The organism is Actinomadura formosensis NBRC 14204 (assembly GCF_001552155.1).
GTDB lineage: Bacteria > Actinomycetota > Actinomycetes > Streptosporangiales > Streptosporangiaceae > Spirillospora > Spirillospora formosensis.
Genome location: NZ_BCQQ01000160.1, coordinates 1 through 13,009 on the forward strand (window position 1 = coordinate 1; position 13,009 = coordinate 13,009).

Genomic DNA, 13,009 nt, shown 5'->3' on the forward strand with positions numbered 1-13,009 from the left:
GAGCCGGTTCGGCGGCTCCGGTATCGAGCGCTTCGGCGGGACGCCGTCCGGTCTCGCCGTGCTCGTGCGGGGCGCGAAGGGCGCGCACGTGATCCTGCGCAGCGCCGACGGCCGGACGTGGCAGCCCGGCGGCGGCGTCGCGGCGCCGGTGCGCGGCAGCGGGCTGACGGTCGCCGCCGGCGGCGCGCCCGCGATCTCCGGGCGGCGGGGCGACGACGCCTACCTGCACGGTGTCGACCTGCGCACGGTGCCGGGCGCCGTCCACGCCGAACGCTCGATCAGGTCACTCGCCACGGGGCCCGCCCTCTCCGTCGCGGTGGGCGGCAGCAACGGCGGCGCCGCGATCTGGACGGCCCCCGACGGGCGCCAGTGGACCCGCGCCCAGGTCCCCGGCACCGGCGGGCGGCTGGCGGACGTCGTGCACGGCCCCCGCGGCTGGCTGGCCGTGGGCCGCGCGTCCGGCGCGTCGCCCGCCCCGCTGGCACTGACCTCGCAGGACGGGGCGGCCTGGCAGAAGGCGGTGTTCCCCGCCGGTCCGCCGCCGGCGGCCGCCGCGACGGGACCGTCCGGGTATGTCGTGGTCGGGTCTCGGGTGGCGTGGCGCTCCGCCGACCTGCGGACATGGAAGCGCGCCGGTCTCGACGGCGCCCCGTCCGATGTGACCGCGGCGTCCGGGAAGTACGTGGCGGTCGGCGCCCGGGGCAGGGCGCCCGCCGTCTGGACGTCCCCTGACGGCGCCACGTGGACGGCCGCCAAGCCGCCCGCCGGCCTCACCGCACCGCTCACCCACGTCGCCGCCCGCGGCAACGTCCTGGTGGCGATCGCCGCGAACGCGACCGCGCTGGTCTCCACCGACGCGGGGACGACCTGGACGCAGCGCACCCTCGGCCCCGGCCTGACCGCCACCGCCGTCACGCCCACCCCGCAGGGCTTCGCCGTGACCGCCACCGCGAACGGGAACACCACCGTGCTGTCTTCCCCCGACGGTACGTCCTGGCGCCGCCTCGACGTCCCCGCCCTGCCGGGCTCCGGCGATCAGCGCCTCACCGTGCTGACCACGATGGGCCCCGACCTCTTGGCCACGGGATGGAAGGACGAGACCCCCATCCTCTGGCGTGCCCCCATCCCAAGGTAGGGGGATGTGCGCCCGCCCCGCCGCAAAGGCGCCCAAGGGCTTCGCGGGGCGGCGCAGGTGTCAGCCGTTGCAGCCGCAGGAGCAGCCCTTCGGGCACGAGCATCCGCCGCCATGTCCGCAACTACAGTCTTTTCGCGTCATGGGCGGAACGTAACCTTCGTGCCCCTGTGCGGTCTATGGCCGGTGCGCGATGTGCGTCTTTCCTGGAGGACACGGGCCGTCCCGAGGTGGGGATGGAGGGGACGGCCCGTGCCCGGTCGTGGGGGTCAGGTGTGGATGTGGAGGTCCACGCCGAGCAGGACCAGGAACCACAGGAAGACGGCCAGCAGCGCGCTGCCGACCTCACGGACGAGGTCCAGGTTGATGTAGCCGCGGTCCCAGGCGATGAACACGCCGATGATGACGTAGATGAGGCCGACCAGGCTCACCTGCGGCCGGTATCGGGTCGCCATGAAGGCGTCTCCTCCGAGTGGGGGGTGTGACGATCCGTCGTTGCCCGGCCGGTTCGGAGGAAAACACCGGCGGTATTGCGGGCCATGTCCTGACGATCTTTTTGGTGGCTCCCAAATTCGGGGAGTCGCCTACTTCCCGGACATGTCGATGCGGACGACGGTCGGGTCGCGGTCCCCGGCCCGGTCGGCGAACTCGGCGTTGCGGTGCACGATGTCGACCTCGTGCTTGCGCCTGTGCAGCGACGGGCTGAGCAGGATGTGGTCGAGGTCCTCGGCGTTGCCGTCCGACACGGCCGTGTAGCGGTCGCCCGCGGGCAGTTCGGCGGGCAGGTCGCCGAGACCCGCGCCCTTGGCGAGGGTCTGGACGGGCACGGACGTCCCGCGGTCGTTGAGGTCGCCCGCGACGATCACGCGGGCGTTCGCGTCCACCTTCCGGACGGAGTTCACGAAGCCCGCCACCACCCGGGCCTGCGCGTCGCGGCGCCACCCGGTGGGCCGGGCCGGCGGCTGGTTCCGCCCGAACAGCGGCTGGTCGTCGCCGGTGCGCGGATACCAGCGGCTCGCGACGACGATGAAGCGGCGGCCCCGCCAGCTCAGCTCCCCGGCGAGCGGCTTGTGCGTTCCCGTCCAGGCGGCGTCGCCGGGCATGATCCGGCCGGGGCTGAGCGTCAGCCCGGCGGTGTCGCCGCGCCGGACGGCCCGTACCGGGGTGACGGCCGGGTCGGGCCGTGCGGACGGTTCGTCCGGGACCGGCTCCGGCGGCGCGGGACGGTCGACGAACGCGAGCCCCCGGTCGGTGCGGAACAGGAACCCGGCCCGGTCGTTGGCGCCCCTCGCGCCGCCGTCGGCGTTGTCGCGCGGGTCCACCGAGCGCCAGTCGTAGGCGGGCCCGCCCGCCGCGCTGATCGCGGTGATGAGCTGTGCGACGGTCTGGTCGGCGGCGACGGTTCCGTCGTCGTCCGGGCCGCTGTTGTCGCCGAGCCCGCTCACCGCGACGAGGTCGGGGGAGCGCAGGCCGTGCACGATGTCGTCCGCGAGCGCGGTGAAGCGGGCGGGCGGGGCGTCGGGGTTCAGCCCGTCCAGCCCGACGGTGGCGACGGCCATCTCCCCGGGGCGCTGCGGCCGGGTCGTCTCGCGGCGCAGGCCGCCGGCGGCGTGCCGCGGGGTCGCGGTGAGCAGCAGCTTGTAGTCGCCGTAGGAGTAGTCGAGGACGCCGTGGTTCGCGCCCGGCAGCCGGTCACCGACGTTCATGCCGGGCAGTGGCGCGAGGGCGTCGCCGAGGACGACCCGCTCGGGGTTGGCGTCGCGGTCGCGGAGCAGGAGGCCGCCGCGCGCGGTCCGCGCCCCGGCGCCGGCCCCGCCGGCGGGCAGTACGGGCAGTTCGCCGTCGTGGGCCGGCCCGACCGCCACGGCGTCGTCGATCTCGATCCGCATGCCTTCGAGGGACTCGTAGAAGTCGAGGCCGTCCCGGCGCGGATCGAACGCGCCGCCCCGCTCCACGTTCCCGTGCCCGCTGTCGATCACGTTCCCGGGGGCCCTGCGCCCGCGCGGCCCGAGAGCGGCGGGCGGGGGCAGCGGGGTCCCGTGCGCGGCGACGGCGACCGCGGTGGCGCCGATCTCGGTGCGGGTCAGCCCGCCGGACGAGGGGCCGCCCGGACGGAACTCGCCGACTTTGCCGTCCACCAGGACCGAGTCGCCGACCGCGGCGCCCGGCCGTGTCCGGGTGAAGACGAAGACGCCCTCGGACGTCGCGGCGTTCCTGTCGGGGCGGGGGTCCTGCATCCAGAACCCGTTGACGGTCAGCGCGGTCACCACGCCCGGTACCCGGACGACCCTGGCACCGTAAAGCGGTGAGATGTGCGCGGCGCCCTGGATGTCGTGAATGCGGACGGGACGGGCCGCCGCGTGGGCCGGCGCCGCGAGCAGGGGCGCGGCAAGCGCCGCCGCGGCCAGGACCGTCCCCAGACCGTGCACCACCCGCGCTCCACGACGACTCGGATCCGACCGGACGACAAGGATGATACGCCGAGGCGGGGGTCATTCCTCCAGTGTCAGCGCGGCCTTCGGGCATGAGCGCACCGCGTGCCGGACCCGGTCCTGCAGTTCCGGCGGGACGTCCGGCAGCAGGATCTGGAGTTCGTCGTCGTCATTGAGGTCGAAGATCTCGGGCGCGAGCCCGACGCACACGGCGTTCGCCTCGCACACCAGGGGGTCGACGCTTACTTTCATCGCCTTCTCCGTTCCAGAGTCCGCCCGCCAACCTACCGAACCCGGTTCTGGCCGGGCGCCGACCCTGGAAGTAGAACACGTTACAGTCAGCCGGGCAAGACTCACGTCTCATGGCGAGGATCACTGATAGTAGGGTGCCCCGACGGAGGAGATCGATGACCAACACCAAGGCGTCCGCCGACCCGGGGACGACCGCCCATTCCGCTCTCGCGATGCCCGGGGACCTGCTGCGCGCCGCACGCGCCGCCAAGGGCTTCATGCCGGACGACGAGGGCCTTGCGCTGTACGAGACGGGCCTGGAGTACGGGGCCCGCCTGGCGGGGACCGGCCCCATGCTGGAGGTCGGCACCTACTGCGGCAAGTCCGCCGTCTACCTGGGGGCCGCGGCCAGGACGGGGGGAACGGTCCTGGTCACCGTCGACCACCACCACGGCTCGGAGGAGAACCAGGCGGGCTGGGAGTACCACGACCCGTCCCTGGTCGACCCCAGCACCGGCCAGATGGACACGCTGCCCACATTCCGCAAGACGATCGCTGCCGCCGGCCTTGAGGATGAGGTCGTCGCCATCGTGGGCCAGTCCCGCACCGTGTCCGCCTTCTGGCGGACGCCCCTGGCACTGCTGTTCATCGACGGCGGTCATGCCGAAGAGCACGCGCAAGGCGACTACGGGGGTTGGGCACCGCACGTCGCCGTCGGCGGAGCCCTTGTCGTGCACGACGTCTTCCCCGACCCCAAGGACGGCGGGCAGGCGCCCTACCACGTCTATCTACGGGCCCTGGCGAGCGGCGCCTTCGAGGAACGACGGGCCGAGGGGTCGCTGCGCGTCCTGGAACGCGTCAGCGACACCGACCCCCTGACCCGCGCCTAAGTCCCTCTGCGGCCCCTCAGCCGCGATTGGCGGCGGCCACGAGCGCGCACCCGCACACCAGCGGATCGGACGCCTCCGACGGCCCCAGCGGCCGGCCCGCGATCTCCTTGAAGAGCCGGGAGCCGGGGGAGGCGTCCGCCAGCGCGTCCGCCGCGAGGATCACCGCCGCCGCGGTGTAGGTGGAGCGGTCCCCGGGGAAGTGGCGCTCGTTCTCGAACTGCCAGCCCGTCCAGTACGAGCCGTCCTCGTGCCGCAGATGCTGGATCGTGGTGAACAGTTCCAGCGCGCGGTCCCGGTCACCGGCCGCGTCCAGCGCCAGCACCAGCTCGCAGCTTTCCGCCGCCGTCACCCACGGCTGGTCCGACACGCAGCGGCAGCCGAGGTCCGGCACCACGAACGTGTCCCAGCCCTCGTCGAACCGGCGTACCGCCTCCGCGCCGCGCAGCGGGCCGGTCAGCACCGGGTAGTACCAGTCCATCGACCAGCGGCTCTTGTCGGCGAACGCCTCCGGATGCGCGGCCACCACGTGCCCGAGCTGGTCGGCGGCGAGCTCCCACTCCGGCTGCGGCTCGCCGAGATGCTCGGCCAGCGCGACCGCGCAGCGCAGCGACTGGTAGATCGACGAGCAGCCGGTCAGCAGCGCGTGGTCGGACGGCTCGCCGCCCTCGTGCCGGATCCAGATGATCTCCCCGCGCCGGGTCTGCAGCCCGAGCACGTAGTCGATCGCCCGCCGCACCGCCGGCCACATCCGCCGCGCGAAGTCCCCGTCCCCGGTCACCAGCAGCTCGTGCCAGACGCCGACCGCGAGGTAGGCGGCGTGGTTGGACTCCCCGCCCGGCTCGGTGACCTCGCCCAGCACCCACTTCGCGGGCCACGACCCGTCCGGCCGCTGGACGTCCCGCAGCCACTCGTAGGCGCGCCTCGCCTCCGCGCCGAACCCGGCGGCGGTCAGCGCCATCGCCGCCTCGACGTGGTTCCAGGCGTCCACATGGCCGGGCACGCCGCCGGTCGGCGCGAACCACGGGATCGCGCCGGACTTCTCCTGCTGCGCCGCGATGCTCCGCGCCGTCGCGACGATGTCGTCCGGCGTCAGGACTCCGGGGACCGAGGGCGGGACGGTCTCAGACCGCATCCGCCGTCTCCTTGGCCGGGGCCGCGGGGGTGCCCGGCACCGCGGGCTTGGCGAGGTAGACGACGACGCTCTTGCCGACCAGCGGGTTCATCACGCGCTCGGCGAGCCGCGTCGCGAGGGGCCGCTTCATGATGTCCCAGACGAGGACCTGGTGGTAGGCCCTGGCGAGCGGGTTGCCGTCGTTGTTCACCCCCACCGCGCACTTGATCCACCAGTACGGGGCGTGCAGGCCGTGCGCGTGGTGGTGGCCGCCGACCTTGAAGCCGACCGACTTCAGCTTGGCCTCCAGCTCGGCGCGGGTGTAGATCCGCACGTGCCCGCCGGGGGCGGTGTGGTAGTCCTCCGACAGCGCCCAGCACACCCGCTCGGGCAGCCAGCTCGGCACCGTCACCGCGAGCCTGCCGCCCGGCTTGAGGACGCGCAGCAGCTCGCGCATCGCCCGCATGTCGTCGGGGATGTGCTCCAGCACCTCGGACGCGATGATCGCGTCGAAGTGGTCGTCGGGGAACGGCAGGTCGAGCGCGTCACCCCGCACGGTCTCGGCGGTGGCGTCCGCCGGCACCTCGTCTTCGAGGCGCATCGCCCCGAACATCGTCTCGACGCCGGCCAACTCGTCCGCGTCCTGGTCGAAGGCCACGACGTGCGCACCCCTGCGGTACAGCTCGAAGGCGTGCCGTCCGGCGCCGCATCCCATGTCGAGGACGCGGTCTCCCGGGGTGATGCGGAACCGCTGGAAATCCACGGTCAGCAGGGTCGTGCTCCTTCCGTACAGGGGGTGCCGGACGGCGCTCCCTCACTTGCCCTTCGCGGCCAGCCGCAGGTAGTTCTGCTGGGCGATGGCCGCCCGGTAGTGCTCGACGGTGGCCTTCGCCACGGCCGGCCAGGCGAATCGCTCCTGGACGCGCGCGAGACCCGCGGCACCCGCCCTCGCCCGCTCCTCGGCGGAGTCGTGCAGGCGGTGCAGGGTCGCGGCCAGCTCCTCCACGTCCCCGGGCTGGACGAGGACTCCCGCGTCGCCGACCACCTCGGGCAGCGCCCCGGCGCGGCTCGCGACCAGCGGGGTCCCGGACGCCATGTGCTCCACGGCGGGCAGCGAGAACCCCTCGTAGCGGGACGGGACGACGGCGATCTCCGCGGACGCCAGCAGTTCGCCCAGCTCCCCGTCGTCGATCCCGCTGACGAACGTGACGCGATCGCCGAGCGCCAGCTCCCGCACGAGCTTGTCGGTGGGGCCGTCCTTCTTCGGCTTGCTGACGACGACCACGTGGACGTCCCGCTCGGTGGCGACCTTGGCGACGGCGCGCAGCAGCACGTCCACGCCCTTGATCGGCGCGTCCGCGCTGGCCATCGCCACGATCCGGCCGGGGACGCGCTCGCCGCGCGGGCGGAAGACGCGGGTGTCGACGCCGAGGGGCAGGATCTCGATGTCGCGCGGGTCGACCTTGAAGTCCTTGACGATGTCGACCTTGGACGACTCCGACACCGTCAGCACCGGCCCGACCCGCCGCGACACCTGCGCCTGCATCGCGACGAACCCGTACCAGCGGTGCTTGCCGAGCTTCTGCTTGATGCCGCGGGCGGCCTCGATGTCGATCCGGCGGTCGACGCTGATCGGGTGGTGGATGCTCGTCACCAGCGGCAGCCCGAGCCGGGCGATGCCGAGGTTGCCGAGCCCGAGGACCTGGTTGTCGTGGACGACGTCGAAGTCGCGGCGCCGCCGCCTGAGCAGCCGCAGCGCGCGCAGGCTGAACGTCAGCGGCTCGGGGAAGCCGCCCGTCTTCATGTGCGCGAACTCCAGGACGTCCACCCAGTCGCGGAACTCGCCGAGGGCCGGGGTGCGGAACGGGTCTTCGTCCCGGTACAGGTCCAGGCTCGGGATCTTGGTGAGGGTGATCTCCTCCCGGTCCAGCTCGGGGTACGGCTGGCCGGAGACGACCTCCACCGTGTGCCCGAGATCGACCAGTTCCCGGCTCAGATGCCGGAGGTAGACCCCCTGGCCACCGCAGTGCGGCTTGCTCCGGTAGGAGAGCAGCGCCACACGCAGCGGACTTCCCGGCTCGCCCGCCTCACCCACGCCATCCCCTGCCCACGCACCGCTCCCGTCAGTCGAGGGACACCGGACGCACGCGCACCGGCATCTCCTTTATCCCATTGATGAAACTAGACCTTAGCCTGCGAACGTTACCGCTGAGTTCAATATTGGGCATGGCGTCCAAGAGTGTTTCGAAAAGCACACTCAGCTCTAGTCGGGCGAGGTGGGAGCCCAGGCAGAAGTGGGGACCGCCTCCGCCGAAGCCCAGATGCGGGTTCGGGGCGCGCCCCACGTCGAAGGCGTACGGGTCGGCGAACACGGTCTCGTCGCGGTTCGCGGAGGCGTAGAAGACGACGACCTTGTCGCCCTCGCCGATCTTCTTGCCGCGGATCTCGGTGTCCCGGACGGCCGTCCGCCGGAACAGGTTGACCGGGGTGACCCAGCGGACGATCTCGTCCACCGCCGCCGGCACCAGCGACCGGTCGGCCCGCAGCCGCGCCCACTGCTCCGGATGCTCCAGCAGCGCGAGCATTCCGCCGGTCGCCGCGTTGCGGGTCGTCTCGTTCCCGGCGACCGCCAGCAGCATGACGAACAGCTCGAACTCGTCCCCGGTGAGGACCTCGCCGCCGGCGTCCGGCTGGAGCAGCCTGGTGACGATGTCCTCGCGCGGGTTCTCCCGCCGGTCGGCGGCGAGGACGTTGGCGTAGGCGTACAGCTCCGCCGCGGCCGCCTGGCCCTCCTCGGGCGTCCGCTGGAACTCCGGATCGTCCCCGCCGATCAGCGTGTTCGACCAGTGGAAGATCTTCTCCCGGTCCTCCGGCGGCGCGCCGAGCAGCTCGCAGATCACATAGAGCGGCAGCGGCGCCGCCAGATCCCGGACGAAGTCGGCCTCGTCCCCCCGCCGGGCGGTCTCGTCCACCAGCCGCCGGCAGATGCCGCGGATGTGCTCCTCCAGCGCGCCGATGGCGCGCGGGGTGAAGCCCCGGTTGACGATGCTCCGCTTGCGCGTGTGCTCCGGCGGGTCCTGGTTGAGCATCATCATCCGCTGCAGGACGAGATGCTCCTCTTCCGGCTCGTCGAACAGGGCGAGCCGCCGCCAGGACGAGAACAGCTCCGGATGCCGCGACACGTGCACGACGTCCTCGTGCCGGGTGATCGCCCAGAACGGGGGGTACCCCCGCTCCGGGTGGCCGTGGTGCCGGTGCACCGGATCGTGCTCGCGCAGCCACGCGAGCTGCTCGTGCGGGATACCGCCCCGCTCGTACACGGCGGGGTCGGCCAGCTCGATGTCGGGGACGGTGGTCATCGCCTCGAACCTCCTCGTCCGGAGTGACCGGCGCCGTCAACCTCCCAGGGGGGCCGATGGCGTGAAGCTCACCGGGATCTCCTTGTAGCCGTTGACGAAGTTGGACCGGAGCCGGCGGGGTTCGCCGGCCAGCCGGATGTCGGGCATCCGCTCCAGGATCGTCTCAAAGATGATCCGCAGGTTCAGCCGGGCCAGATGCGTGCCGAGGCAGTAGTGCGGGCCTCCGCCGCCGAAGCCGAGGTGCGGGTTCGGGTCGCGTCCCACATCGAACGTGCAGGGGTCCTCGAACACGCGCTCGTCGCGGTTGGCGGAACTGTAGAACACCACGACCTTGTCCCCGGCCTTGATCTCCTTGCCGCCCAGTTCGGTGTCGGTGAGGGCCGTCCGGCGGAACTGGTTGATCGGGCTGACCCAGCGGACGATCTCCTCGACCGCCTTCGGCAGCAGGCTCCGGTCGGCGCGCAGCCGCTCCCACTGGTCGGGCCGCTCGAAGAAGGCCAGCATGCCGCCCGCGGTGGCCGTCCGGGTCGTCTCGTTCCCCGCGATCGACAGCATGATGATGAACAGCTGGAACTCCTCCAGGCTGATCTTGCCGCCGTCCGCGTCCGGGGTGAGCAGCTTGGTCACGATGTCGTCGCGCGGCGTGGAGGCGCGGGCGGCGGCCAGCTGCCCGCCCCACTCGGCGAACTCGGCGGCGCACAGCGTCGACTCCTCGCGCCCCCCGATGAACTCGGGGTCGTTGAACGCGACCAGCTTGTTCGACCAGTGGAAGATCTTCTCCCGGTCCTCCAGCGGGGCGCCGAGCAGCTCGCAGATCGTGTAGAGCGGCAGCGGCGCCGCGAACTTCTCCACGAAGTCGCACTCGCCGAGCGGGGCCGCCTCGTCGATCAGCCGGTTGCAGATCCCCCGGATGTGGTCCTCCAGCCGGCCGATCATCCGCGGGGTGAACCCCTTGTTCACCATGGCGCGCAGCCGGGTGTGGTCCGGCGGGTCCTGGAACAGCATCATCTGCCCGTACATGGCGATGTCGTCGGCCGAGAACTCCTCGAACATCGCGGTCCGCTCGTGCGAGGAGTACGGGTCGGCGCGCCGCGACACCGACACCACGTCCTCGTGCCGCGTGACGGCCCAGAAGCCGGGGACGCCCTCGTTCGGGTCCTGGTGCCAGTGGACGGGATCGTTGTCGCGCAGCCACTGGAACTGCCGGTGGGGGATGCCCCCGCGCTCGTAGACCCCTGGATCGATGATGTCGATCTCGGGCGCGCGGAAGGCCCGGTGAGCGGAGTCGGCGGACGTCGCGAGTGCCATGGAAGACCCTTCGTGCCGGGACGGGACCGGTCGCTGAACTGAGCGCTTGCTTGGCTCATAGACCTAGAACACGTTCTAGCATGAGACTGCAGTCTCATCAAGAGCCCGCCCGCCCCGGTCCGCCGTCGGCGAAGCCCGATGGAGCGCGCGGTCAGCGCAGGACGTAGCGGAGGGGGTCGTCGGTGCCCTCGCGGCGGGCCGTTCCCCGGGTCTCCAGGGTGCGCAGGTGGGCGGCGGCCTCGGCGGCGGCCATGCGGCGGGCCTGCTGGGACATGCCGGCCCACGGGTGGCGCCAGGTGAGGCCCGCCGTGAGGTCCCAGAGGGTGATGGGGGTACGGGAGAGGAGGGCCGCCACTTCGGCCAGGCGTTCCTCGTGGTGGGCGATGATCTCGCGGGCGCGGGCGGAGAGGCCGTTGAAGCGGAACTGGTGGGCGGGCAGGACCTCGCCCACGGTCATGGCCGACACCTTGTCGAGGGAGCCGAGGAAGTCGCTCAGCGGGTCGACGTCCGGGGTGTCGTAGGGGTAGAGGCCGATGTGCGGGGTGATGCGCGGCAGGACGTGGTCGCCGGTGAAGATGCGGTCGCCGTCCTCCAGATGCAGGCAGATGTGGCCGGGGGAGTGGCCGGGCGTCCAGATGGCGCGGAGGCGGCGGCCGGGGACGTCGACGAGGTCGCCGTCGGACAGTTCGCGGTCCGGGATCGCCGGCGGGGCGACCCGGGTCTGCTGCTTCGGGCCGGTCAGGTCGGACTCGGCGGCGCCGGCGCGGCGCAGGGCGGTCAGCTCGAACTGGCGGCGGCCACCCTGCCCGACCTCGTTGAAGAGCCGGACGATGCCGGCGTCCGCGTGGTGCATGGCGATCCAGGCGCCGGACGTCTCACGGACGCGGCCGGCGAGGCCCGAGTGGTCGGGGTGGAAGTGCGTGACGACCACGCCGTGGACGTCCGACACGTCGATCCCGAACGTGCCGAGGCCGTCGCGGAGGGCCGTCCAGGCGTCCTCGTGGTGCCAGCCCGCGTCGATCAGGACGGGGCCCTTCGGGCTCTCCACCGCGTATACGAGCGTGTACGCGAGCGGGTTGTCCGGGATGGGGACGGGCACGCTCCACAGCCCGCCGCCGAGGTCCTCTGGTTCCGGCTGCACCGAGACCGCCTTTCGCGCCTGTCATGGTCGAAGGCCCCGGCCGCTGTGACCGGGGCCCGTTGTCCAGAATGCCCGTCAGATTCGTTCGAGGATGGACGCGGTGGACAGGGCACCGCCCGCGCACATCGTGATGAGGGCCGTCCCGGCGTCGCGGCGCTCCAGTTCGTGCAGCGCGGTGGTGATCAGGCGGGCGCCGGTGGCCCCGACGGGGTGGCCGATGGCGATGGCGCCGCCGTTGACGTTGACCGTGTCCATGTCGGGCTCGTGGACGGACGCCCACGACAGCACGATCGAGGCGAACGCCTCGTTGATCTCGGTGATGTCGATGTCGCCCATCGTCATGCCGGACCGCCGGAGGACGCGCTCGGTCGCCTGCACCGGGCCGTCCAGGTGGTAGTACGGCTCGCCGCCGACGAGGGCCTGGGTCCTGATCCGGGCGCGGGGCCGCAGGCCGAGCGCCTTCGCCTTCTCCTCCGACATCAGCAGGACGGCGGCGGCGCCGTCGGAGATCTGGGACGAGGTGCCCGCGGTGTGCAGCGCGTCCGGCATGACCGGCTTGAGGCCGGCGAGCGAGTCGGCGGTCGTCTCGCGCAGCCCCTGGTCGCGGGTGACCTCGCGGGTTTCCCCGGTCGGATCGCCGGCGGCGTCCAGGACGGGCGCGCTGAGGGGCGCGATCTCGCGGTCGAAGCGGCCGTCCGCCCACGCCTTGGCGGCGAGCTGCTGCGAGCGGGCGCCGAACGCGTCCAGGTCGGCGCGGGTGAGGCCGCGGCGGGCGGCGATCCGCTCGGCGGCGTCGAACTGGTTCGGCATGTCGAGCGACCAGTCGTCCGGACGCGGGTTCGCGGGCATGACGTTGGTGCCGAGCGGTGCGCGGCTCATCACCTCGACGCCGCAGCCGATCGCGACGTCCACCACGCCGGCGGCGATCTGCGACGCGGCGAGGTGGACGCCCTGCTGCGACGAGCCGCACTGCGCGTCGAGGGTGGTGACGCCGGTCTGCCACGGCAGCCCCGCGTACAGCCAGGAGTACCGGCCGATGTGCCCGCCCTGCTCGCCCGCCTGCGTGACGCAGCCCGCGAACACCTGCTCCACCTCGGCGGCGTCGATGCCGGACCGCTCGACGAGCGCGTTCATCGCGTGCGCGAGGACGGCCATCGGCTTCAGGCCCGCCAGCCATCCGTTGCGCTTCCCGAGCGGTGTGCGCACCGCCTCGACGATCACCGGGGTACCCATGTGGACTCCTTCTAGAACACGATTCACTTTGACTGTAACGTGTTCTAACTTTCCTGGGGAGGGGCGGTCCCGGTGAGAGGGATCAGTACCGGACGCGCAGCTCCTTGATGCCGTTCAGCCAGGCGGAGCGCAGCCGGCGCGGCTCGCCCAGCCGGGTGATGTCCGGCATGTG

12 protein-coding genes are annotated in these 13,009 nt (G+C 72.5%); 2 read left to right on the forward strand and 10 right to left on the reverse strand.

The window, feature by feature from the left end; all coding sequences use genetic code 11:
- Positions 1–1,135, forward strand: a 1,135-nt coding sequence (locus tag AF1_RS35430; protein WP_409360256.1) for a WD40/YVTN/BNR-like repeat-containing protein, incomplete at its 5' end; no start/stop codon positions are given.
- 266 nt (positions 1,136–1,401) lie between these two features.
- Here the strand turns inward: AF1_RS35430 and AF1_RS29020 are convergent.
- The 3 genes from AF1_RS29020 to AF1_RS29030 form a co-directional block, all read right to left on the reverse strand.
- On the reverse strand, positions 1,402–1,587 hold the full coding sequence (locus AF1_RS29020) for a hypothetical protein (RefSeq protein ID WP_067806423.1): 186 nt from the start codon (positions 1,585–1,587) through the stop codon (positions 1,402–1,404).
- A gap of 129 nt (positions 1,588–1,716) precedes the next feature.
- Positions 1,717–3,564, reverse strand: a complete 1,848-nt coding sequence (locus AF1_RS29025) for an endonuclease/exonuclease/phosphatase family protein (protein WP_242608925.1) — start codon at positions 3,562–3,564, stop codon at positions 1,717–1,719.
- 60 nt (positions 3,565–3,624) lie between these two features.
- On the reverse strand, positions 3,625–3,816 hold the full coding sequence (locus AF1_RS29030) for a ferredoxin (RefSeq protein ID WP_067806425.1): 192 nt from the start codon (positions 3,814–3,816) through the stop codon (positions 3,625–3,627).
- A gap of 155 nt (positions 3,817–3,971) precedes the next feature.
- Between AF1_RS29030 and AF1_RS29035 the strand changes: the two genes are divergently transcribed.
- Positions 3,972–4,685, forward strand: coding sequence for a class I SAM-dependent methyltransferase (locus tag AF1_RS29035; protein ID WP_067806426.1), 714 nt, complete (start codon positions 3,972–3,974; stop codon positions 4,683–4,685).
- 16 nt (positions 4,686–4,701) lie between these two features.
- On the opposite strand, the gene AF1_RS29040 is transcribed toward AF1_RS29035, so the two are convergent.
- The 7 genes from AF1_RS29040 to AF1_RS29070 all read right to left on the reverse strand — a co-directional run bounded on the left by AF1_RS29040 (position 4,702) and on the right by AF1_RS29070 (position 12,837).
- Entirely contained in the window at positions 4,702–5,817 is a 1,116-nt protein-coding gene (locus tag AF1_RS29040; RefSeq protein WP_067806429.1) for a glycoside hydrolase family 15 protein, read from the reverse strand.
- Positions 5,807–6,568, reverse strand: coding sequence for a class I SAM-dependent methyltransferase (locus tag AF1_RS29045; protein WP_174548907.1), 762 nt, complete (start codon positions 6,566–6,568; stop codon positions 5,807–5,809). Before AF1_RS29045 ends, AF1_RS29040 begins: the two co-directional genes overlap by 11 nt.
- Before the next feature lie 42 nt (positions 6,569–6,610).
- Positions 6,611–7,891, reverse strand: coding sequence for a glycosyltransferase family 4 protein (locus tag AF1_RS29050; RefSeq protein ID WP_067806432.1), 1,281 nt, complete (start codon positions 7,889–7,891; stop codon positions 6,611–6,613).
- Positions 7,892–7,919: 28 nt separating this feature from the next.
- Entirely contained in the window at positions 7,920–9,155 is a 1,236-nt protein-coding gene (locus tag AF1_RS29055) for a cytochrome P450 (RefSeq protein ID WP_067806437.1), read from the reverse strand.
- 36 nt (positions 9,156–9,191) lie between these two features.
- Positions 9,192–10,463, reverse strand: coding sequence for a cytochrome P450 (locus AF1_RS29060; RefSeq protein WP_067806440.1), 1,272 nt, complete (start codon positions 10,461–10,463; stop codon positions 9,192–9,194).
- Positions 10,464–10,614: 151 nt separating this feature from the next.
- Entirely contained in the window at positions 10,615–11,604 is a 990-nt protein-coding gene (locus tag AF1_RS29065) for an MBL fold metallo-hydrolase (protein ID WP_067806442.1), read from the reverse strand.
- 75 nt (positions 11,605–11,679) lie between these two features.
- On the reverse strand, positions 11,680–12,837 hold the full coding sequence (locus AF1_RS29070; RefSeq protein ID WP_067806445.1) for a steroid 3-ketoacyl-CoA thiolase: 1,158 nt from the start codon (positions 12,835–12,837) through the stop codon (positions 11,680–11,682).
- Positions 12,838–13,009 lie beyond the last annotated feature (172 nt).